The organism is Actinoplanes sp. G11-F43, assembly GCF_050589265.1.
Classification (GTDB): domain Bacteria; phylum Actinomycetota; class Actinomycetes; order Mycobacteriales; family Micromonosporaceae; genus Actinoplanes.
In genome coordinates this window covers 180,544-202,207 of sequence record NZ_JBNZCE010000015.1, presented here as the reverse complement: position 1 = coordinate 202,207, position 21,664 = coordinate 180,544, and the positions used below count along the sequence as shown (strand labels likewise).

At 71.1% G+C, this 21,664-nt stretch carries 20 protein-coding genes, 1 tRNA gene and 1 pseudogene; 9 read left to right on the top strand and 13 right to left on the bottom strand.

What is annotated here, in order from left to right; all coding sequences use genetic code 11:
• Positions 1 to 2: 2 nt before the first annotated feature.
• Positions 3 to 383, bottom strand: coding sequence for a hypothetical protein (locus ACQ0O7_RS17465; protein WP_430783150.1), 381 nt, complete (start codon positions 381 to 383; stop codon positions 3 to 5).
• A 282-nt stretch (positions 384 to 665) separates the two neighbouring features.
• Between ACQ0O7_RS17465 and ACQ0O7_RS17460 the strand changes: the two genes are divergently transcribed.
• The 4 genes from ACQ0O7_RS17460 to rdgB all read left to right on the top strand — a co-directional run bounded on the left by ACQ0O7_RS17460 (position 666) and on the right by rdgB (position 4,076).
• Complete coding sequence (locus ACQ0O7_RS17460) at positions 666 to 1,412, top strand: MBL fold metallo-hydrolase (protein ID WP_430783149.1); 747 nt, start codon at positions 666 to 668, stop codon at positions 1,410 to 1,412.
• A 66-nt stretch (positions 1,413 to 1,478) separates the two neighbouring features.
• Positions 1,479 to 2,726, top strand: coding sequence for a glycosyltransferase (locus ACQ0O7_RS17455; protein ID WP_430783148.1), 1,248 nt, complete (start codon positions 1,479 to 1,481; stop codon positions 2,724 to 2,726).
• A gap of 10 nt (positions 2,727 to 2,736) precedes the next feature.
• On the top strand, positions 2,737 to 3,465 hold the full coding sequence (gene rph, locus ACQ0O7_RS17450; RefSeq protein ID WP_430783147.1) for a ribonuclease PH: 729 nt from the start codon (positions 2,737 to 2,739) through the stop codon (positions 3,463 to 3,465).
• Positions 3,462 to 4,076, top strand: a complete 615-nt coding sequence (gene rdgB, locus ACQ0O7_RS17445) for an RdgB/HAM1 family non-canonical purine NTP pyrophosphatase (RefSeq protein WP_430783146.1) — start codon at positions 3,462 to 3,464, stop codon at positions 4,074 to 4,076. The genes rph and rdgB overlap by 4 nt, the downstream gene beginning before the upstream one ends.
• Here rdgB and ACQ0O7_RS17440 read toward each other — a convergent pair.
• Positions 4,051 to 5,352 carry an alpha/beta fold hydrolase gene (locus ACQ0O7_RS17440; protein ID WP_430783145.1) on the bottom strand — a complete coding sequence of 434 codons (1,302 nt, stop codon included), beginning with the start codon at positions 5,350 to 5,352 and terminating at the stop codon, positions 4,051 to 4,053. The two genes, rdgB and ACQ0O7_RS17440, sit on opposite strands and share 26 nt — an antisense overlap.
• Positions 5,353 to 5,618: 266 nt before the next feature.
• Here ACQ0O7_RS17440 and ACQ0O7_RS17435 point away from each other — a divergent pair, with 266 nt between their 5' ends.
• Positions 5,619 to 6,866, top strand: a complete 1,248-nt coding sequence (locus ACQ0O7_RS17435; RefSeq protein ID WP_430783144.1) for an ATP-binding protein — start codon at positions 5,619 to 5,621, stop codon at positions 6,864 to 6,866.
• A gap of 79 nt (positions 6,867 to 6,945) precedes the next feature.
• On the top strand, positions 6,946 to 7,959 hold the full coding sequence (locus tag ACQ0O7_RS17430) for a MerR family transcriptional regulator (protein WP_430783319.1): 1,014 nt from the start codon (positions 6,946 to 6,948) through the stop codon (positions 7,957 to 7,959).
• Between the two features lie 9 nt (positions 7,960 to 7,968).
• Here the strand turns inward: ACQ0O7_RS17430 and hutH are convergent.
• The 9 genes and pseudogenes from hutH to ACQ0O7_RS17385 form a co-directional block, all read right to left on the bottom strand.
• Positions 7,969 to 9,492, bottom strand: a pseudogene (hutH, locus tag ACQ0O7_RS17425) (histidine ammonia-lyase); the annotation flags it as partial.
• On the bottom strand, positions 9,489 to 10,685 hold the full coding sequence (gene hutI, locus ACQ0O7_RS17420) for an imidazolonepropionase (RefSeq protein WP_430783143.1): 1,197 nt from the start codon (positions 10,683 to 10,685) through the stop codon (positions 9,489 to 9,491). The pseudogene hutH and the gene hutI, both read right to left, overlap by 4 nt.
• A complete protein-coding gene (locus ACQ0O7_RS17415; protein WP_430783142.1) occupies positions 10,682 to 11,962 on the bottom strand; it encodes a formimidoylglutamate deiminase in 1,281 nt (426 codons plus the stop codon). Before ACQ0O7_RS17415 ends, hutI begins: the two co-directional genes overlap by 4 nt.
• Positions 11,959 to 13,113 (bottom strand): allantoate amidohydrolase, encoded by a 1,155-nt coding sequence (locus tag ACQ0O7_RS17410; protein WP_430783141.1) that lies wholly within the window; start codon positions 13,111 to 13,113, stop codon positions 11,959 to 11,961. The genes ACQ0O7_RS17415 and ACQ0O7_RS17410 overlap by 4 nt, the downstream gene beginning before the upstream one ends.
• Positions 13,110 to 14,771, bottom strand: a complete 1,662-nt coding sequence (gene hutU, locus ACQ0O7_RS17405; RefSeq protein ID WP_430783140.1) for a urocanate hydratase — start codon at positions 14,769 to 14,771, stop codon at positions 13,110 to 13,112. Before hutU ends, ACQ0O7_RS17410 begins: the two co-directional genes overlap by 4 nt.
• Positions 14,755 to 15,600 carry a MurR/RpiR family transcriptional regulator gene (locus ACQ0O7_RS17400; protein ID WP_430783139.1) on the bottom strand — a complete coding sequence of 282 codons (846 nt, stop codon included), beginning with the start codon at positions 15,598 to 15,600 and terminating at the stop codon, positions 14,755 to 14,757. The genes hutU and ACQ0O7_RS17400 overlap by 17 nt, the downstream gene beginning before the upstream one ends.
• A 66-nt stretch (positions 15,601 to 15,666) precedes the next feature.
• Positions 15,667 to 17,121, bottom strand: a complete 1,455-nt coding sequence (locus ACQ0O7_RS17395) for a hypothetical protein (protein ID WP_430783138.1) — start codon at positions 17,119 to 17,121, stop codon at positions 15,667 to 15,669.
• Positions 17,118 to 17,468 (bottom strand): PadR family transcriptional regulator, encoded by a 351-nt coding sequence (locus ACQ0O7_RS17390; RefSeq protein ID WP_430783137.1) that lies wholly within the window; start codon positions 17,466 to 17,468, stop codon positions 17,118 to 17,120. The genes ACQ0O7_RS17395 and ACQ0O7_RS17390 overlap by 4 nt, the downstream gene beginning before the upstream one ends.
• A 97-nt stretch (positions 17,469 to 17,565) precedes the next feature.
• Positions 17,566 to 17,796, bottom strand: coding sequence for a TM2 domain-containing protein (locus ACQ0O7_RS17385; RefSeq protein ID WP_430783136.1), 231 nt, complete (start codon positions 17,794 to 17,796; stop codon positions 17,566 to 17,568).
• 94 nt (positions 17,797 to 17,890) lie between these two features.
• On the opposite strand from ACQ0O7_RS17385, the gene ACQ0O7_RS17380 reads away from it, so the two are divergent.
• The 3 genes from ACQ0O7_RS17380 to ACQ0O7_RS17370 are packed head-to-tail and all read left to right on the top strand — an operon-like array spanning position 17,891 to position 20,887.
• Positions 17,891 to 18,703 (top strand): MOSC domain-containing protein, encoded by an 813-nt coding sequence (locus tag ACQ0O7_RS17380; RefSeq protein ID WP_430783135.1) that lies wholly within the window; start codon positions 17,891 to 17,893, stop codon positions 18,701 to 18,703.
• A 42-nt stretch (positions 18,704 to 18,745) separates the two neighbouring features.
• Complete coding sequence (locus ACQ0O7_RS17375; RefSeq protein ID WP_430783134.1) at positions 18,746 to 19,861, top strand: glycosyltransferase 87 family protein; 1,116 nt, start codon at positions 18,746 to 18,748, stop codon at positions 19,859 to 19,861.
• Between the two features lie 54 nt (positions 19,862 to 19,915).
• A complete protein-coding gene (locus ACQ0O7_RS17370) occupies positions 19,916 to 20,887 on the top strand; it encodes an expansin EXLX1 family cellulose-binding protein (RefSeq protein ID WP_430783133.1) in 972 nt (323 codons plus the stop codon).
• Between the two features lie 68 nt (positions 20,888 to 20,955).
• Here ACQ0O7_RS17370 and ACQ0O7_RS17365 read toward each other — a convergent pair.
• Together ACQ0O7_RS17365 and ACQ0O7_RS17360 are read right to left on the bottom strand one after the other, a co-directional pair.
• Positions 20,956 to 21,031: transfer RNA gene (locus ACQ0O7_RS17365), tRNA-Leu, on the bottom strand.
• Positions 21,022 to 21,624: an HNH endonuclease signature motif containing protein gene (locus ACQ0O7_RS17360; protein ID WP_430783131.1), complete on the bottom strand. Its 603-nt coding sequence runs from the start codon at positions 21,622 to 21,624 to the stop codon at positions 21,022 to 21,024. Before ACQ0O7_RS17360 ends, ACQ0O7_RS17365 begins: the two co-directional genes overlap by 10 nt.
• Between the last annotated feature and the right edge of the window lie 40 nt (positions 21,625 to 21,664).

The window sequence follows — 21,664 nt, the reverse complement described above, 5'->3', positions numbered from 1 at the left end:
GCCTAGTAGGACAGCGCCAGGTAGACGTTCGCGGCCATCGGCGGGGCCGCGGCGGCCAGCAACAGCCAGGGCAGCGCCCGGCGGTGGATCGCGAGCAGAGCGGCCACCACCGGGCCCACGCTCACCAGGGTCAGCCCGGCCAGCGCCGGCAGATACCAGCCCGGCGCCCCGCCGAAGACGGCCACCACCGCGTAAAGGCCGACCGCCACCCCGCAGATCCCGAGGGCCGCGCCGTAGAGGGCGACGATCAGCAGCCGGGCGTTCCCGGGCGGCGGGTCGTCCGGCGCCGGGAACCGGAACATCGCCGATTCGGCGTCCGAGGGTTCGAACGGGGCCGGTGCGGGCACCACGGCTGTGGTGCGGGCGTGCTCGACGGCGGTCACGTCGCCTCCAACCGATGATCTTCGGACTATTCACCCTGAGCAACGCGGGTGGATCACCGGACGTGACGGTGCAAAGGTGATGAGGCAGGTCATGAGGGCTGTGACGTACGTTGTCGATTTGACGACAAATCGATCAGTTGTTTACCTCCGGCGCTGGTCGCGGCGTACGCTTCGCTCCGTGAATGACTGGTCTGACAAGTCCGGCACGGACCGGTCGGGTGGGGCGCGGGCGACCCAGACGGCAACCCATAGCGTGATCCAATGTGAGCCAGAGGGATCCGGATGCGACTAACCGTTCTCGGTTGTGCCGGCAGTTTCCCCGGCCCCGAGTCGGCGTGTTCGGCCTACCTCGTCGAGGCCGACGGCTACCGGCTCCTGATCGACTTCGGTTCCGGGTCGCTCTCCGCGCTCCAGCGCTACTCGGACATGCGCGGTGTCGACGCGATCCTGCTGTCCCACCTGCACTGTGATCACATGCTGGACGCGTGCACCTACGTCGTGGTGCGCCGCTACGACCCGGCCGGGCCGCTGCCGGCCGTGCCGGTCTACGCCCCGCTGGGCGCGGCCGAGCGGATCGCCGCCGCCTACAGCACCGAGGGCGAGCCGGTCGACGACGTCTACACCTTCTACGGGCTCCAGCCGGGCACCTTCCCGATCGGCCCGCTGACCGTCACCGTGGACCGGGTCAACCACCCGGTGGAGACGTACGGTGTGCGGATCGAGCACAACGGCCGGGTTCTGGCCTATTCCTCGGACACCGCGCCCTGTGAGGCGCTGCTGCGGCTGGCCGCCGGCGCCGATCTGTTCCTGTGTGAGGCCAGTTACCAGGACGGTGTGTCCAACCCGCCTGGCCTGCATCTGACCGGTGGTGAGGCCGGTGAGGCGGCGACCAAGGCGGACGTCGGCAAGCTCCTGCTGACCCATCTCGTCCCGGCGTGGGCCAGCGAGGCCTCTATTGTGGAAGCCGCCAGCGCGGCCTATGCGGGACCGGTCGAAGTCGTCCGTCCCGGCGCCAGATACGATCTCTGAGCCGGTACGGGGGAGCAGAATCGGCTCGCACCGCCGTACCACGTGTCGTGACCTTGGAGTTGTTGCATGCGCATCGTTCGCCTGGCCAACTTCGTCACGGTTCACACCGGTGGCCTGCGAACCGCGCTGCGACAGCTCGGCCGAGGTTACCTGGCCGCCGGTCACGAGGCCGTCCTGGTCATCCCTGGGCGGCGCTACTCGGACAAGATGACCAAGCAGGGCCGGGTCATCACACTGCCCAGCGCCCCACTGCCGCGCACCGGCGGCTATCGCGTGCTGGCCGGCCGCCGCGAGCTGATCAAACTCCTGGACGGGCTGGAACCGGACCGGATCGAGGTCTCCGACCGCACCACCCTGCGCTGGACCGGTGACTGGGCCCGGCGGCGCGGGGTGCGCTCGATGATGGTCTCGCACGAGAGCCTGGCCGGGCTGCTCGGCGTCTGGGGCATGCCGAAACGGGACACCCTCGCCGACACCTTCAACCGGCGGACCGCCGAGGCGTTCGACACCATCGTCTGCACCACCTCGTTCGCGGCCGAGGAGTTCCGCCGGATCGGCACCCCCAACCTGGTCGAGGTGCCGCTCGGCGTCGACCTCAAACTCTTCCATCCCGGCAAGATGGACATCGCCGTCCGGGCGCGGTATGCGCGGCCCGACGAGCTGCTGCTTGTCTACTGCTCCCGGCTGTCCGCGGCGAAACGGCCCGAGCTGGCCGTGGACACCGTCGCCGCGCTGCGCAACGGCAAGGTCCCGGCGGTGCTGGTGATGGCCGGCGACGGGACCCGGCGGACCGCTCTCGCGTACCGGGGGGCCCGTCTGCCGGTCCGGTTCGCCGGGCACATCTCCGAGCGCTCGGCCGTGGCCGCGCTGCTGGCCAGCGCCGACGTGGTGCTGTCGCCGGGCCCGGTGGAGACGTTCGGTCTGACCACGCTGGAGGCGATGGCCTGCGGCACCCCGGTGGTGGTCAACGAGCAGAGCGCCCTGCCCGAGGTGGTCGGCGACGGCGGGGTGGCGGTGCCCGGCACCCCCGAGGCGTTCGCCGACGCGGTCAGCGGGCTGTTGGAACGGCCCCGGGTGGAGCGCCGCGCCGCGGCCCGGGCCCAGGCCGAGAAGTACGGGTGGCCCAAGTCGGTCGAGGGGTTCCTGCGCGCCCACGAGGCGATCCCGGCCCCCGCCACCGATCCGGCCACCGCCCTGATCCGGCCGGCGGTGCCGTCCCCGGCGTACCTCAACGGGGTCCCGGCACCCCGCCGGACCAACAATCCGGGCCGTGAACCCGGGGTGGACGAAGCCGGCGCGGCGCGTTACGCATAGGGTTGGGGGCATGGCGCGTCCCGACGGCCGTACGGCCGACCAGCTGCGACCGGTGACCCTGACCCGGCACTGGAGCATCCACCCCGAGGGTTCGGTTCTGGTGGAGTTCGGCAACACCCGGGTGCTCTGCACCGCGAGCGTCACCGAGGGCGTGCCCCGGTGGCGCAAGGGGTCCGGGCTCGGCTGGGTGACCGCGGAGTACGCGATGCTGCCCCGGGCCACCAACACCCGTGGCGACCGGGAGAGTGTCAAGGGCAAGGTCGGTGGGCGTACGCAGGAGATCTCCCGCCTGATCGGCCGGAGTCTGCGGGCCTGCATCGACCTCAAGGCGCTCGGCGAGAACTCGATCGTCCTCGACTGCGACGTCCTCCAGGCCGACGGCGGCACCCGCACCGCCTCGATCACCGGGGCCTATGTGGCGCTGCACGACGCGGTGTCCTGGCTGGCCGCCCGCAAGGCGCTGGCCGGCAAGGTGGACAAGGTGCTGCACACCTCGATCCAGGCGATCAGCGTCGGCATGTTCGACGGTGAGGCCCGGCTCGACCTCGACTACGAGGAGGACGTGGCCGCCGCCGTCGACATGAACGTGGTCTGCACCGGCGAGGGCGACTTCGTCGAGGTGCAGGGCACCGGGGAGAACGGTGTGTTCCGCCGGGCCGAGCTGGACGCCATGCTCGACCTCGGTGTGCTCGGGTGCGCCGAGCTGGCCGCCGCACAGCAGAAGGCGCTGGCCGCGTGAGCGCACGTCTGCTCCTGGCCACCGGCAACCAGAAGAAGCTGGTGGAGCTGCAGCGCATCCTGGACGCCGCGCTCGGTGTCGCCCAGGTCGAACTGGTCGGCCTCGGTGACTTCCCGGACTACCCGGACGTGCCCGAGACCGGCCTGACCTTCGGCGAGAACGCGCTGATCAAAGCCCGGGAAGGCGCCAAGCGCACCGGGCTGGCCACCGTCGCCGACGACTCCGGCATCGCGGTGAACGCGCTGAACGGCATGCCCGGCGTGTTCAGCGCCCGCTGGGCCGGCCGGCACGGCGACGACCAGGCCAATCTGGACCTGGTGCTGGCGCAGATCTCCGATGTGGCCGACGAGCAGCGGGGCGGAGCGTTCGTGTGCGCCGCCGCGCTGGTGCTGCCGAACGGGCGCGAGCACCTGGTGGAGGGCCGCCAGACCGGCCGGCTGTTGCGCAGCCGGCGCGGCGAGGGTGGCTTCGGCTACGACCCGATCTTCGTCGGGGACGGCCAGGAGCGGACCAACGCCGAGCTCAGCCCGGCCGAGAAGGACGCGATCAGCCACCGTGGCAAGGCGTTCCGGGAACTGGCCAAGGTCATCGCCAAGGAACTGCCCCGCTAGGTTCCGCGTGGTGAGTTCCGGCGCGGATCGCGCCGGNCCACGCGGGGTCCAGCAGACGGTCCAGGACCCGCTCGTCGTGGCGCAGGCCGTCGTGGGCGTACTCGTTGGTGATCCACGGTCGCAGGCCCTTGATGGCGGCGGCGGTGGCCAGGGACAGATCCCGGTCCACGTACATGTCGTCGTGGTAGATCGCCGCCGACACCGGCACCTCGTTGACGGCCAGTCGCGCCGGGTCGTAGAGCGGCGCCCAGTCCGACTTCGCGGCCAGCCGGTCCGCCGCCTCGGCCAGCGGGATCAGCGCCGGATCCTCGGCGAACTGCCACGGATAGATCATCTCGCCGGTGAACCGGACCGGGCCGCCACCATCCAGATCGAACTCCGGGAACTCGGCACGCACCCGGTGCGCCGCCCACCCGGTGGCCGCTCCCTGGCCGTAGATCGGCTCGTGCAGGGCGGCGAACAGCGGCTTCTCGGCGAACGAGACCACGGCGTCCACCCGGCGCAGGAACAGCTCGGACAGTTCCCGGCCGGCGAACGCCTCCTCCAGCAGCTCGTGCAGCAGATCGAACCGGGCCTGTGAACCCAGGTTGATGCCGAGCGTCTGGAACCGGTGCGGGGTGAGCCGCTCCCCGCCGGGCAGCCGGGCATCGCCGTCGCGCAGCGCGTCGGCCACCCGCCGGGCGATCGCCTCGTCCCCCGGGTAGCGGGCGAAGTAGCGCTCGTTGGCGGCCAGCACCCGCGGATAGGTGGCCCGGTAGACGTCCTCGGCCGTCGCGGTCAGCCCCGGCAGCCCACCGGTGATGAACACCTCGCGCAGCCCGTGCGGCGCGAAACTCAGGTAGGTGACCGCGCAGAACCCGCCGAAACTCTGCCCCAGCACACTCCACCGTTGATCGCCGATCAGGTGCGCGCGCAGCAGCTCGGCGTCGGCGACGATGCTGTCCGCCCGGAACAGCGCCAGAAGCCCGGCCGGGTCGTCCACGCCGGCCAGGGTCTGCCGGGTGAGCGGGTGACTGCGGCCGGTGCCACGCTGATCCAGCAGCAGTACCCGGTAGTCGCGGACCGCCCGGCGCAGCCACACCGGCAGATCCCGCGGCGCCCGGTTGCCCGGCCCACCCTGAAGGTAGAGCAGGAACGGCCGGTCCTCAGCCGCCGTTCCGGCTTCCCGCACCTCCCGCGCGAAGATCTCGATGCGCGGCCCGGCCGGGTCGGCGTGACGCAGGGGTACGTCCAGGGTGTGCTCGGCGAAGACGAGTCCGGAATGGCGATGGATCATGGCCCGAGCCTGCCCCATCGACGGCGGGCGCTACCGGCCGACCCACCGCGAGGCGAAGAGCCGGGCCACCGCGAAGCGAAGGGGCGGGCTACCGCGAAGTGAACATCCCGGCCACCGCGAAGTGAAGGAGTCCGCTGTCGCGAAGTGGAAGGAGGGGGGCGCCGCAGAGTGAAAGGCGAAGGCGTCGCAGATCGAAAGGGAATGCCGTCGCAGATCGAAAGCCTGAGGCTCGCGAAACGAAAGACGGGAGCGGTATCCTGGACGCTGTGAAGCCCTCTGACCTGCGACCACGCCATGCCGAACAGCTCATCACGGCTGCTCTGGAGGACACCCGTGTGGTGCTGGTCAGCGGGGCCCGGCAATCCGGCAAAAGCACCCTGGTCAGGCTGGCTGCCGACGGTCGTGCCGCAGAGCGCCGAGACTTGGACCGTGAGCAGGATCGTGCCGCGGCACTGGCCGACCCGACCGGATTCGTCTCGTTCGACGATCTGGTGGTCGTCGACGAGATTCAGCGGGTGCCGGAGTTGCTGCTGGCGATCAAGGTCGCGGTCGACGAGGACCCGCGACCGGGCCGGTTCCTGCTCACCGGTTCGTCAAGTCTGTTCGGCCTGCGCGGCGCACCGGACGCGCTCCCGGGCCGGATGGAGACGGTGGAGCTGTGGCCGTTCTCGCAGGGGGAGATCGACGGCACCCCCGACGGATTCATCGACGCGGTCTTCACCCAAGGGCCGGATCTACGTCATGAGTCCACCGTGACCAGGGCGGACTATGCGGCCCGGATCGTCCGTGGCGGGCTGCCCGAGGCGGTCTCCCGTCCCGATGCGCGCCGTCGTGGCCGATTCCTGGACAGTTACGTCCAGGCGCTGATCGACCGGGACGTGCGTGAGCTGGCGAGGATCGAGCAGGCGCCGCAGTTGAGGACTCTGATCCGGCTCCTGGCCGCCCGGTCGGCGACCATGATCGTGCCCGGGGCTTTGGAGTCCGACCTCGGGCTGAGCCGTCCCACGATCTCGCGCTACATGCAGTTGCTTGAGGAGGTGTTCCTCGTCAAGCGCATCCCCGGCTGGTCCCGCAATCTGGGCAGCCGTGCGACGCACGCGCCGAAACTGGTCTTTGTCGACTCCGGTATCGCCGCTCAGCAACTCGCCGTCGACGCGCACACCATGCTGCGCCCGGGCCAGCCGTTCGGTCCGCTGCTGGAGGGTTTCATCGTCGCTGAGCTGGCCCGCCAGATGACCTGGTCCGATCAGCTGGTCGATCTCTATCACTACCGCGATCAGAACAAGGTCGAGGTCGACGTCATTCTGGAGAACCGGCAGCGCCAGGTCGTCGCGATCGAGGTCAAAGCCGCCTCCACGGTCCGGTCCGACGACTTCTCCGGTCTGCGGAAGATCGCTGACCGGCTCGGGGACGACCTGATCGCCGGCATCGTCCTCTACACCGGAGCCGGGACTCTCTCGTTCGGTGACCGGATGCGGGCCGTACCGGTCAGTGCTCTCTGGGAGATGGGTTGACCTTTCCCCTGGGGGAAGGGCCAGCATTCATCGCACCGGCCGACCGGGCCGGGACGAGGAGGCCGTGGTGCGGGAGCTGATGACGATCGGGGCGTTCGCCCGGGCGGTTCGGCTGTCGCCGAAGGCGCTGCGGCTCTACGACGAGCTGGGGCTGCTGACGCCGGCCGCGGTGGGTGGGGAGTCGGGTTATCGGCTCTACCACCCGGACCAGCTGGAGAAGGCCCGCCTGATCGCCTGGCTGCGCCGGCTCGGGATGCCGCTGGCCGGCATCCGTGAGGTGTGTGAGCTGCCGGCCGTGGAGGCCGCAGTGGCGATCGGCGCCTACTGGGAGCGGGTGCTCGCCGAGACCGCCGAGCGCGGCCGGCTGGCCGCCTTCCTCGTCGACCAACTCTCCGGAAGGGGAAGTGCGATGGGAACTCTGGGAATCCGGTACGCGGCACGGTCCGAGGCGGGCCCGGTGCGGGACAGCAACGAGGACACCGCCTATGCCGGGCCGCGGTTGATCGCGGTTGCCGACGGGATGCGGGGACCGGATGGAGGCCGGGCGAGCGCGGCTGCCGTCGACGCGCTGAAGCCGTTGCAGACGGTCCCGGCCGACGACCTGCTGGGGGCGCTGGCCGAAGCGGTGCGGGACGCACAGCAGGCGGTGGGGGCCGGTGTCACGACGCTGACCGCGCTGTACTGGTCGGGGTCGCGGCTGGCGCTGGCGCACATCGGCGACACCAGGGCCTACCGGCTGCGTGACGGCGAACTGAGCCTGATCACCGTGGACCACACCCATGTCCGGTCGCTGGTGGAGCAGGGGCGGCTCACCGAGGCGGAGGCGGCCGTACACCCGCAACGGTCCTTGCTGGTGAAGGCTCTGACCGGGGACGGCGAGGCGAGCCCCGACCTGTCGCTGCACGAGGCGGCGGCCGGGGACCGCTATCTGCTCTGCTCGGACGGCCTGACCACGGCGGTGCCGGTGGAGACGCTGCGGGAGGTGCTGGCCGGCCCGGGTGATCCGCAGCAGGTGCTGGACAAGCTGATCACCCGGGCGTACGACGCGGGCGCCGAGGACAACGTGGCCGCCGTGGTCGCCGACGTGGTTTAGGTCCGGTGCGCCGATCGACTCCTCGATCGCGGCCCGCAGTGCCGGGCCGGCGACGACCGCCCGGGCCTGTTCCAGGACCGGCGCCAGGTACAGGTCCGGGCCGGGCGGGCCGGCGAACGGCGCGACCGCGGCCAGCGCGGCCCGCCCGGCCGGGGACGGCTCCAGCGGGGCCCGCAGCTGGATGCCCCGGACCGCGGACAGCAACTCGACGGCGAGCAGGCTGGTCACGTTGTCCAGGACGGTGCGCAGCTTCTTGGCGGCCGCCCAGCCCATCGACACGTGGTCCTCCTGCATGCCGCTGGTGGGCAGCGAGTCCACCGAGGCGGGCGAGGCCAGCCGCCGGTTCTCCGCGACGATCCCGGCCGCGGTGTACTGGGCGATCATCAGCCCGGAGTTGACTCCGGCGTCCGGGGACAGGAACGGCGGCAGGTCCCGGTTGCGGGTCACGTCGAGCAGCCGGTCGACGCGGCGTTCGGAGATGGCCCCGATCTCGGCGGCGGCGATGGCCAGGAAGTCGGCGGCGAAACCGAGCGGCGCCCCGTGGAAGTTGCCGGTCGACTCGACCCGGCCGTCCGGCAGCACCACCGGGTTGTCCACCACCGAGACGAGTTCCCGCCCGCTGACCGTGGTGACGAAGTCGAGGGTGTCCCGGGCGGCGCCGGCGACCTGCGGTGCGCAGCGCATCGAGTAGGCGTCCTGTACCGCGTGTGCCAGGTCGTCGCGGTGCGAGTCCATGATGGCCGAGCCCTGCAGCAGCCGGTGGATGTTCGCGGCCGACGCGGCCTGACCGGGATGCGGGCGGATCTCGTGCAGTTCCGGAAGGAACGGCCGTTCCGAGCCGAGCATCGCCTCGATGGCCAGGGCGGCGGTCACATCGGCCATGGTGAACAGGTGGGCGGCGTCGGCGATCGCCAGCAGCAGCATGCCGAGCATGCCGTCGGTGCCGTTGATCAGCGCCAGCCCCTCCTTGGCGGCCAGGTCCAGCGGCTGCAGCCCGGCCGCGCGCAGCGCCTCGCCGCCGGTGATCCGGGAGCCGTCCTTGGCCAGCACCCAGCCCTCGCCGAGCAGCACCAGCGCGCAGTGCGCGAGCGGGGCCAGGTCACCGGAGGCGCCGAGCGAGCCGTGCTCCGGCACCCACGGGGTGACGTCGTGGTTGAGCAGGTCGACCAGCCCCTGGGCGAGCACCGGCCGGACCCCGGAGCGGCCCAGCGCCAGCGACCGGACCCGGAGCAGCATCATCGCCCGGACCACCTCGCGGGGCATCGGCGCGCCGATCCCGGCGGCGTGCGAGCGGATCAGCGCGTGCTGGAGTTCGGCGCGGCGCTCCGGCGCGATCGAGGTGCCGGCGAGGGCGCCGAAACCGGTGGACACGCCGTAGACCGGCCGGCCGGAGGCTTCGATGCCGTCGACGATGGCCCGGCTGGTGGCCATCGCCTCCACGGCGGCGGGGGAGATCTCGACCCGGGCGTCGGCCCGGGCCACGGCTATCACGTCGGCGGGGGTGACCCCGGTGGACTGAACGGTGACGATCATTGCGGCACTCCGTCGTGCAGAACGGTTCGGATCAGGGGGACACCCGGCCGGTAGGCCAGATGCAGGTGGGAGGGGGCGTCCAGGATCATCAGGTCGGCGCGGGCACCGACCGACAGATGGCCGACGTCGTCGCGGCGCAGGGCCCGCGCGCCACCGGCGGTCGCCGCCCACACCGCCTCGGCCGGGGTCATCCGCATCTCCCGGACGGCGAGGGCGATGCAGAAGGACATCGACGAGGTGTACGACGACCCGGGGTTGCAGTCGGTGGCCAGCGCGACGGTGACGCCCGCGTCGAGCAGCCGGCGCGCGTCCGGATAGGGCGACCGGGTGGAGAACTCGGCCCCCGGCAGCAGCGTCGCGACGGTGCTGCTCCAGCCGCCGTCGCCGCACATGCACGCGATCGTGGTGGAGGCCAGCGCGTCCACGTCGCCGTCGTCCAGGTGGGTGCAGTGGTCGACGCTGGCGGCGCCCATCTCGACGGCGAGCCGGACGCCCGGACCGGGCCCGAGCTGGTTGCCGTGCAGCCGCAGCCCCAGCCCGGCGTCCTTGCCGGCGGCCAGCACGGTCCGGGCCTGGTCCTCGTCGAAGGCCCCACGTTCCACGAAGACATCGATCCATTTCGCGTACGGCCGGGCCGCGTTCAGCATCGGCCCGCTGACCAGCGACACGTACTTCCAGGGATCATCGGAGTATTCGGCGGGCACCACGTGCGCCCCGAGGAACGTGGTCTCCTCGGTGAACTCGGCGGCGATCCGCAGCGACCGGGCCTCGTGCTCGACGTCCAGCCCGTACCCACTCTTGATCTCGACCGTGGTGGTGCCCTGCCGCCGCATCTCGGCGACCAGCCGCCCGGTGGCCCGGCGCAGCTCGTCGTCGCCGGCCGCCCGGGTGGCGCCGACCGTGGTGCGGATGCCGCCGCCGGTGTACGGCTCCCCGGCCATCCGGGCCCCGAACTCGGCGGCCCGGTCTCCGGCGAACACCAGGTGGGCGTGGCTGTCGACAAAACCGGGCAGTACGGCGGCACCGCCGGCGTCGATCCGTTCGTCGGCGTCCGGAGCCCGCACCGAAGCACCGATCCAGGCGATCCGCCCGTCCTCGACGACCACTGCCGCGTCGCGCACGATGCCGAGCCGGTCCCGGCCGTGACCGGTGTTGGTCACCAGCTCGCCGATGTCGGTGATCACGATGCTCATGACAGGACCTTCGCGAGTTCGGCCGGTACGTCGACCAGGGTGTGCCGGCCGTCGGCGACGATCCGCCGGCCGCCGGAGATCACGTGCGTGACGTCGGCGCCGGTGGCCGCGAAGATCACCTGGTCGGGGCGGGCGCCGGTGGTGCGTACCGAGGAGAGGGAGACCGCGACCAGATCGGCCCGCCGGCCGGGCGCGATACCGCCCGCGTCGTCCCAGCCCAGGCTCCGGTGGTTGGTGGCCGCCGCGATCAGCGCCGCGGTGGTGAAGTGGCCGCGGCGTTCGGTGGCCAGCCGTTCGTTCATCTCCATGCCACGGATCTCCTCGAACGGGTCGATCACCGCGTGGCTGTCGCTGCCGAGGCTGATACCTGTCTGATGTTCGGCTAGCCGTACGGCAGGAGCCAAACCGTCGGCCAGGTCACGCTCCGTGGTGGGGCAGAGACACACGCCGGTACCACTGTCACCGAGCAGTTTCACGTCACCGTCGGTGAGATGGGTGGCGTGCACGGCGGTGGTCTGCGGCCCGAGGATGCCGTGCCGCTCCAGCAACTCGGTGGGCGTGCAGCCGTGCACGGCCCGGCACTGCTCGTTCTCGGCGCGCTGTTCGGACAGGTGCACGTGCAACGGCCCCCGGCCGGCGAGCATCGGCAGCTGTTCGGCGGGCACCGCCCGTACCGAATGGATCGCCGCGCCGATCCGGGCGTGCGGGGCCGCGGTGAGTCCCGCCACCCGCCCGGCCCAGGTCTCCGCGTCGTCGTCGCCGAACCGCAGCTGTACGCCCTCCAGCGGCGCCCCGTCCACCCCGGCGGTCAGGTAGAGCGTGTCGAGCAGGGTGATCCGGATGCCGGCCTCGTCGGCGGCCTGGATCAGGGCGGCGCCCATCACGTTCGGATCGGCGTACCGGACTCCGCCCGGCGCGTGGTGCAGGTAGTGGAATTCGCCGACGCAGGTGATCCCGGCCAGCGCCATCTCGGCGTAGACGGCCCGGGCGAGGGCGAGATAGCCGTCCGGGTCCAGGGTGGCGGCTACCTCGTACATCTGCTGCCGCCAGGTCCAGAAGCTGCCCCGGCCGCTGTGGGTGCGCCCGCGCAGCACCCGGTGGAAGGCGTGCGAGTGCGCGTTCGCCAGGCCGGGCAGCACCAGGCCGGGCAGGCTCTCCCCGTCGGCGGGCGAGTCCGGGGTGACCGCGGTGAACCGGCCGTTCTCGATCTCGATCCGCACGTTGTCCGCGGGGCCGTCGCCGAGCCAGGCGTGCCGGGCGTGGAAGACCGCCCTCATGACAGGTCCGTCAGCACGGTGGCCAGCGCTTCCACCCCGGCCTCGCAGTCGGCGTCGGAGGCGTGCTCGGCCGGTGAATGTGACACCCCGGTGGGGTTACGGACGAACAACATCGCCGTCGGTACGTGCCCGGACAGCACTCCGGCGTCGTGCCCGGCCCCGGTCGGCAGGATCGGGGCGTCGTTGAGCACTTTGCTGAGCCGGTCGGCGAGCGGCACGTCGAACGCCACTTCGGGGGTCACCGATTCGGGGGTGACCGCCAGGCTGGTGCCGTCCCGGCCGGCCCGTTCGGTGGCTTTGCGGACCACCTCGTCGACCATCCGGTCCAGGGTGGCGGTGTCCGCGGCGCGGGCGTCCAGCCAGCCGCGGACCAGTGACGGGATGGCGTTGGTGGCGTTGGGTTCGACCTGTACCCGGCCGACGGTGGCGTGCCCGCCGGCCAGCCGGGCCTCCTTGTTGGCGGCCAGCACGGTGAAGGCGAAGGTCAGCATCGGGTCGTGCCGGTCCGCCATCCGGGTGGTGCCGGCGTGGTCGCCGACGCCGGTGAAGTCCATCCGCCAGCGGCCGTGCGGCCAGATCGCGCTGGCCACGCCGACCGGTGTCTCCAGCGCGATGCCCTGCTCGATGTGCAGCTCGACGACAGCCCTCAGTTGGCCTACTTGGACGATTTGTCCGCTAGGGATAGCCCCCAGTGCCTCACCGAACGTGATGCCATCGCGGTCCTTCAGGGCGGCTGCCCGGGACGGGTCGATGGCGCCGGTCAAAAGCCGCGAACCCAGGCACGGTACGCCGAACCGCCCACCCTCCTCCTCGACAAATGCCGCAATTCCGATTTTTCGGTCATGCGGTACCGCGTCGATCGCGAGGAACGCGCTCACGATCCCCAACGGCCCGTCATAACCCCCACCATGGGGAACAGAGTCGAAATGCGACCCGGTCAGCACTGTCCCCGGGGCCCATGGCTCGCCCCGCCACGCGAACAGATTCCCGTTCCCGTCCTCGGTGACTGTCATGTCCCGCACCGATGCCTGAGCACGGAACCAGTCCCGCAACGTCAGCTCCGGCTCGGTCAGCGCGAACCGCAGATATCCACCACTGTCCGCCCGTCCGATCGGCGCGATCTCCGCCCACAGCTCGCTGAAGGAACTCATCGCGACATCGGAATCTGCACGCCATCGGCCGACTGCGACTCGTACCCGGCGTCCACGTGCCGCAGCACACCCATCGCCGGGTCGTTGGTCAGCACCCGCTCGATCTTCTGCCCGGCCAGCGCCGTCCCGTCGGCCACACACACCTGGCCGGCGTGGATGCTGCGGCCGATGCCGACCCCGCCGCCGTGGTGGATCGACACCCAGCTCGCCCCGGACGCGGTGTTGACCAGCGCGTTCAGCAGCGGCCAGTCGGCGATCGCGTCGGAGCCGTCCAGCATCGCCTCGGTCTCCCGGTACGGCGACGCCACCGACCCGGAGTCCAGGTGGTCGCGGCCGATCACCAGCGGCGCGGACACCTCACCCCGCGCGACCATGTCGTTGAACCGGACCCCGGCCTTGTCCCGCTCGCCGTAGCCCAGCCAGCAGATCCGGGCCGGCAGCCCCTGGAACGCCACCCGCTCCCCGGCCAGCCGGATCCACCGCGCCAGCGGATCGTTGTCCGGGAACAGGTCCAGCACCGCCCGGTCGGTGGCGGCGATGTCGGCCGGGTCACCGGAGAGCGCCGCCCACCGGAACGGGCCCTTGCCTTCGGCGAAGAGCGGCCGGATGTACGCCGGGACGAAGCCCGGGAAGTCGAAGGCCCGCTCGTACCCGGCCAGTTTCGCCTCACCCCGGATCGAGTTGCCGTAGTCGAACACCTCGGCCCCCGCGTCCAGGAACCCGACCATGGCCGCGACCTGCTTGGTCATGCTGCCGCGGGCCCGGTCGGTGTACTCCTCCGGCTTGGTCCGGGCCAGCTCGGCGGAGTCCGCCAGCTCGACACCGACCGGCAGGTAGCTGAGCGGATCGTGGGCGCTGGTCTGGTCGGTCACGATGTCGATCTCGACGCCCCGGACCAGCAGCTCCGGGAAGACGACCGCCGCGTTGCCGACCACACCGACACTGAGCGCCTTCCGCTCCCGCTTGGCCGTCAGGGCGATCTCGGCAGCCTGGTCCAGGTCGTCGGCGATCACGTCCAGATACCGGGTGTCGACCCGCCGCTGCAACCGGGTGCGGTCCACGTCGACGATCAGGCAGACGCCACCGTTCATGGTCACCGCCAGCGGCTGCGCCCCGCCCATGCCGCCGCAGCCGCCGGTCAGGGTCAGCGTCCCGGCCAGGTCGCCACCGAACCGCTTCGCGGCCACCGCGGCGAACGTCTCGTACGTGCCCTGGAGGATGCCCTGCGTGCCGATGTAGATCCACGAGCCGGCGGTCATCTGCCCGTACATGGTCAGGCCCAGCTGCTCCAGCCGGCGGAACTCCGGCCAGGTCGCCCAGTCGCCGACCAGGTTCGAGTTCGCGATCAGCACCCGCGGCGCCCACTCGTGCGTGCGCAGCACCCCGACCGGTTTGCCGGACTGCACCAGCAGTGTCTCGTCACCCTTGAGCGCGTCCAGCTCCCGGACCATCGCGTGGAACGAGTTCCAGTCCCGGGCGGCCTTGCCGGTCCCGCCGTACACCACCAGGTCCCGCGGCCTCTCGGCCACATCCGGGTCCAGGTTGTTCATCAACATCCGCTTGGCGGCCTCCTGCGGCCAACCCTGAGCGGTGTACGCCGTACCACGCGGCGATCTGATCTCCGTCACTGTTCTTCCTCCCCTAGGCCAAGAAGACATTTCGCCGTACGGCCGTCGCCTCGAACTCCTCCAGGCGGCGCTGCACCGGCTCCGGGGCCGCGTCACACATCGCTTGGAGCAGCACCATCGCCATCGTCATCGGGCCGGTGTGCAGGTCGAAGACGAGTTGTGTGCCGACCGCGGCGGGCAGTGTCACGTCGGCGAACTCGGCCACCGGGCTGACCGCCGAATCGGTGATCGCGACCACGTCCAGGCCGGCCGCCTTCGCCTCCCGGACGGCCTCCACCGACTCGCGCGGATAGCGGGGGAGCACGATCGCCAGCATCGCACCGGCGCCGTCCGCGCGGGTCTGATCCAGCCGGTCCAGCAGGCTCGTCCCACCGCCGTCCAGCACCCGCACACCCGGGAACACCTTGGCCGCGAAATACCCGAAGTACGCGGCCAGTGGTGCGGCCGCGCGCAGTCCGAGAACGGGCAACGGGCGGCTGGCCGACAACAGGGCCGCGGCCCGGCGTACGTCGATCAGGTCGTGCAGTTGCTCGCCGACCCGCCGCAGGTGCTCGGTCTCACCCTGCACCGCGCGCTGCATCGCGTTCTGTTCGGCCGGCTCGGCCGGCGCGTCCGCGGTGCGGGCCCGCAGCTCCCGCCGCAGCGCCGGATAGCCGGCGTGCCCGAGCGCCATCGCGAACCGGGTCACCGACGGCTGGCTGACCCCGGCCAGCTCGGCGACCTCGGCCGCGGACAGGTAGGCGGCCTTGGCCGCGTGTTCGACCAGGGTCTGTGCGATCCGCCGCTGGGTGGGCGTGAGGCGGGCACCCTGGAAGAGCTCCAGCACACGCCCGGCCGTCCTGACGGTTCCGTCATTCACGACCGAAGCTTATGCATAAAATCTTTCAGAAAGCCAGGACTCCCACCCACCCGGGGCCGCCGCGGGTCAGGCGGCCCGGACGGCGACCAGGCCGGGCATCCCGGCGACCACGGCGGCCAGGCCCGCCGCGTGGCCACCGCCCGGGTTGGCGAGGTCCACCTCCCAGAAGTACGGCAGGTCCGCGCCGGTGCCGTCGGGCAGTGGGCGCCCACCACAGAACGCGTCCCGGTAGGTCTGCGACCGGAGATCCTCGCCGACGAAGATGTAGCCGAAGACCCCGGGCGTCCGGGAGATCGCCGCCTGGATGAGGTTGCGCTGCTCGGCCGGGGTGTCCCGGTCGATGAACACGAACGCCCGGCTGCTGTCCGGATCGTCGGCCGCGGGCACCGCCGGCACACACGGCGCGCCGGAGTCCGCCGCGGTGAACGTGTCCCGGGCCGCGGCGGGCAGACTGCCGGCGTAGGCCACCGCCAGGAACGCGAGGACCGAGGCGCCGAACGCCGCGGCCGGCCGGAACCGCGGGAGGCGGGGCCGGCGCGGGAACACCGCGATCGCGGCCAGCACCAGGACCGGCACCACCACGAAGATCTGGCCGCCGGACAGGAACAGCCGCAGGCCGGTGAACCAGGTCTCCGCGGCGGACGGGTCGCCGTCGTTGTTGATCGCCCACAGCCACGCGTACGCGGTCACCGGCAGCAGGAAGAACAGGCCGAACCCGGTGGTGATGAACGCCGCCGCGGTGCGCACCGGCCGGCCCTCGACCCGGCGGGCCACCCACCCGGCGAACAGCCACGCGGCCAGCGCGCCGGCCAGTCCACCCACGACGACGGCCGCCCAGAGCACGGCGGGCGGACGGCGCGACACGGTGAACGTGACACTGCCGTCGGAGTCCCACGGGGCGAGCTTCTCCACCACGGTGTCGGCGAAGCGCAGGGTCAGACCGTCACGGGTCATCTGGAACGAGGCGCTGTCCCACGCCGGCGGCAGCTCGTCCGGCCCCTCGTGCTCCACGACGATGTCGCCCCGGGCGGTCCAGCCACCGGCCGCCAGCCGGTCCCGGAGCGCGGTGGCGAAGGCCAGCGGGTCCCGGGTGTCCTCGGTGTGCGGCGTCCAGTAGAGCGAGTAGCCGAACTGCTGGCTCTCCCCGTCGCCGGTGGGCACCCAGGCCGGCGCGTCACCGCCGCCGTAGGAGGTCCGGCCGGGGAAGATCTCCTGCTTCAGCGCCTCGGCCGCGGCGCCCTGCGGCAGGGCGGGCGCGAGAGCCCAGCCGGCCGGCGCCGCCGCGGCGGCCCCGAACAGCGCGCCGACCACGGTGAACAGGGCGGCCACCACGACGATCCCGGTGCTGCGGGGGTGGCCGAGCCGGGCCCGCATGCCGCAGCGCAGCAGGTCGACCACCTGGCGGGCGGTCGGGCGGCGCTGCCCGGTCTCCTCGGCGATCTCCACCAGGGTGTCCAGCAGCTCGGTGCGGCGCGGCCCGGGCGGATAGGCCAGCAGCAGCCACCGGAAGCCCCGGGTCACGGGATCACCAGCCCGGCGGTGGCGTTGCCGAGCCCGAACCGCCGGCGCGCGGCGAGCTGAGCCTGTGCGGCGTCGGCACTGGCCTGCAACCGGGCGGACTCCTCGGACAGCACCCGCGCGCCGTCGTCGGTGAGCCGGTAGTAGCGCCGGGCCCGGCCGTCCACGATCTCCTGCCGGTCCGGCTCGACCAGGCCCTCGGCACACAGCCGGTCCAGTGCGGCGTAGAGCGTGCCGGCCTGCAACGTCACCCGGCCGCCGGAGAGCTTGCCGGCCTCCCGGATCAGCCCGTAGCCGTGGTGGGGCTCGGACGCCAGCACGGTCAGGATCCAGAACGTCGGTTCACGCATAGGGGGCATGATCTGCAATATAGAGATGATCTGAATATGGGGTCAAGAAGAACGGGCCGGCCCGTCACCGGTGCCGGCCCGTCCGGAACGCCGGCCGTCAGACCGCGACGGCGCCGTTCTTCGCGTTCACCTCACGCACCTGCGAGGGCAGCGTGAACAGGTCGATCAGCAGACCGATGCCGAGGATGCCGAGGGTGAAGAGGTAGATCACGCCACGGACGGTCTTGCCCAGGTAGAACTGGTGGATGCCCAGCCCGCCGAGAAAGAACCAGAGCAGGTAGGCGATGCCCGTCTGCTTCGGGGCGACAGCCGCCACTTGCTGCGTCATGTGAAGTCTCCTGGAGACAAGTTGATCAATGAGAGGGCGTGAGCGTAATCGATCAAGCGTTCTAGCGCGACCCCGCCTGTGGCACGCTGAGAACATGCTGATCACGGCGCTTCACACGTACCCGGTCAAGGGTTGTCACCGCCTCGACCACGACGAAGCCCGCATCGAACCCTGGGGCCTCGCCCACGACCGGCGCTGGATGATCGTCGATCCCGGCGGCGTCGGGATCACCCAGCGCGACACGCCCCGCCTCACCCAGCTCACCGCCCGCCCCCGCCCCGGCGGGCTGCGCCTCACCGCCGCCGGGCGACCCGACCTCGACCAGGACGAACCGGTCGACGGCCCGAAGATCCCGGTCCGGGTCTTCCGCAACAAGCCCCCGGTGCCCGCCCGGGTCGCCGAGACCGAGTGGATCACCACCTTCCTCGGCCGCGACGCCCGCCTGGTCTGGCAGTCCGACCCCACCACCCGGGCCGTCGCCGACGTCGCCGAACCCGGCGACCGGGTCAGCTTCGCGGACGGGTATCCGGTGCTGTTGGCCAACACCGCCTCCCTGGACGCCGTCAACGACTGGCTCGCCGAAACCGGCGACGACCCGGTGCCCATCCACCGCTTCCGGCCCAACCTGGTCGTCGGCGGCGCACCCGCCTGGGCCGAGGACGACTGGCTCGGCCACCGCCTGCGGATCGGCGACACCACCTACCGGGTGGCGAAACCCTGCGACCGCTGCCGCGTCACCACCATCGACCAGGAGACCGGCGAACCCGGACGGCAGCCGCTCCGGGTGCTCGGCCGCTACCGGCGGTTCGGCAACGGCCTGATGTTCGCGGTCAACCTGATCCCCGACCTCACGGCCGGGCACACCGGGCACGTTCGGGTGGGCGACGAGGTGGCCCTTCTCGACTAGTGTGCGCAGGGCCATCGGGGTTCCGCAGAAAGGGCAAGCGTCTTGCGACACCGCGTCCTGTGGGTGGTCGCGGCAGTCGTCGCCGCGGTCCAGATCTGGGGCGGCCTCTTCCGCACCTCCGGCGCCAGCCTCGCCGACCTGCGGGTCTACCTCGGGTCCCTGGACACCCTGTACGCCGGCGGCAGCCTCTACGACTTCGCCGCACCCGGCACCGGCGCGCCGTTCACCTACCCGCCGTTCGCCGCACTCGTCTTCGCCCCACTGCCACTGATGCCGTTCGTGCTGGTCGGCGCGCTGTGGACGCTCGCCACCGTGGCCGCCGTGGTGCTCATCGCGCGCCTGGTCAAACCGTCCGGCGCCGCGCTGGTCGCCGTCGCCCTGATCGCCTCCGCGCCGGTCTCCAGCAATCTGCGGTACGGGCAGATCAGCGTCTTCCTGGTCCTCGTCGTCCTGCTCGACGCCCTGCACGTCATCCCCGAGCGCTACCGCGGCATCGTCACCGGCCTCGCCGCCGCCGTCAAGCTCACCCCACTGATCTTCGTGCCCTACTACTGGTTCTCCGGCCAGCGCCGCACCGCCGTCACCTCGGTCGTCTCATTCGCCGGCGCCACCGCCCTCGCCTGGGCGGTACTCCCCGGCGAATCCACCCGCTACTGGCTGACCACCCTCTTCAACGTCGACCGGGTCGGCAACATCCACACCGGCGGCAACCAGTCCCTCAACGGGGTACTCCTCCGGTGGGAAATCGACGACCACATCCGTACCCCGGTAGTGGCCCTCGCCGGCGCCGCCGTCGTCATCCTCGCCCTGTGGCGGGCCGCCCGCGCCCACCGCGCCGGCGACGACCTGACCGCCGTGATCATCGTCGGCGCCGCCGGACTCGTGCTCTCCCCGGTCTCCTGGACCCACCACCAGATCTGGCTCGTCCTCGCCGCCTTCTTCACCGTCAGCCCGCGGACCGGCGTCAACCGGCTCTGGACCGGATTCGTCCTCGCCATCACGATCCTGCCGGTCCTCTGGATCGGCGCCGGTCTCTCCGACCAATGGATCATCGGCAATGCCCGCGTCTGGCTCGCCGTGGCGATCGCCGCAGTGGTGCCGTTCGTGAATGTGAGCGCTCCCATGACAGCGTCACCACAGCGGGTGACGACAACTTAGGAGAGTCTTAGGAGAGTTGCCGACCTCCCGCCACGGCGAGCAGGATGCCTGGTCGTGAGTGCTCATCGAAGGAAATTCAGCGTCCGATGGCTGGCCGCCGGCGGTGCCGCGGCCTTCGCCGGCATCATCGGCGTCGCCATGCTCCTGACCAACGGCGGATCGGCCTGCGCCGCACCCCCGAGCACCACCCTCAAAACCGGAAAAGCAACCTTCTACGACCTTGCCGGTACGTCCGGAAACTGCTCCTTCGAAGTACCCGCCGACGACCTGTACGTGGCACTCGGCCCCGCCCAGTACTCCGAAGGCGCCGCCTGCGGCTCCTACCTCGACGTGAGCGGCCCCAAGGGCAAGGTGCGGGTCAAGGTGTTCGACAAGTGCCCCGAGTGCGCCCCCGGCCACCTGGACCTGAGCCGGACCGCGTACAAGAAGATCGGCGCCGAGATCGACGGCATCATCCCGATCAAATACAAGCTGGTCACCAACCCCTCCACCCCCGCACCCATCTCGGTACGGATCAAGGAGGGCGCCTCCCAGTACTGGTTCGCCGCCCGCATCGACAACCACGCCAACCTGCTCTCCTCGGTCAAGGTGTCCAGCGGCGGCGGATCCTTCAAGTCGACGTACCGCACCGACTTCAACTACTGGATCATCGACGCGGGCGCGGGCCCCGGCCCGTACAAACTCAAGATCACCGACGTCTACGGCAACAGCACCACCGTCTCCGGCATCAAGATGTCCCCCGGCACCGTCCAGAAGACCGGCACCCGCATCACCGGCGGCTCCACCAAGGTGACCGAGAAGACCACCACCCCGGCCACCTCGACCCCGGCCACCACCAAGGCCAAACCCACCACCTCGGCCTCGGCGACGGCCGCCGCGCGCACGTCAGCCTCGACGCCGGCGAGCAGCGCGCCCACCACGGCATCACCGGCGGCCCCCGGCACCACCACGCAGGTAACCGACCCGGCCCTGTCCCAGCCTTTGGTGGACCTGGCCGCCGCCGACCAGCCGGCCCCCGCCTGCTGACACCAGATATCGATACGAAAACGGGTCGTCTGCTCGGTTGAACAACCGAGCAGACGACCCGTTGCCGGTAGGGCCGACGGGACTCGAACCCGCACTGTCACGGACCTAAACCGTGTGCCTGCTGCCAAATTGGGCTACGGCCCCTTGAAGGCATAAATGTACACATCCCACGGCCACTCTTGTCGACGTGGGAGGCGTCTGCCAAGCGGATTCCCTGTCGGAGTGACCGCGTCGTCATCGTAGACGACATCGTCCTCCACCTTTTCCGGGTCGCGCCGGGTGTTCGCATAGGTCGAGGTCTGGCTGTGGCAGTTGGGGCACAGGAATCGCAGGTTGCGGGGTCGGTTGTCGAGGAAGTCGCCGTTGATGTGATCGACGTGCAGCGTCAGTGGCCGACCGTTCCAGATCGTGCCGCAGCCACACTTCTCGCAGTGCTCCGGAAGGCCGATCCGCAACATCGCCCGGCGGAGTCTCTGGCCGGGAACGCGCCGGGAGCCGTCCGGAAGAAGACTGAGGCGTTCCCGGACGGGCATGGTCCAGACGCCGCGGTCGCCCCGGTTGTGGGCTTGGCCGGTGAAGTGGGTCGTGTCGACCCCGAAGCGCTTCATCTGACGACTGATGTGAGCGTGGGATCCGCCGCTTTGGCGGACGCCGAGAATTCGTAGGACTCCAGCGATGCTGGTGGACTGTTCTGCCGCGGCAGTGAGCACCTCGGCGGTATATTTCGCCCTGGGCATGAAGCTAGTTTATACGAGTCACCATTACTCGCGTCAACCC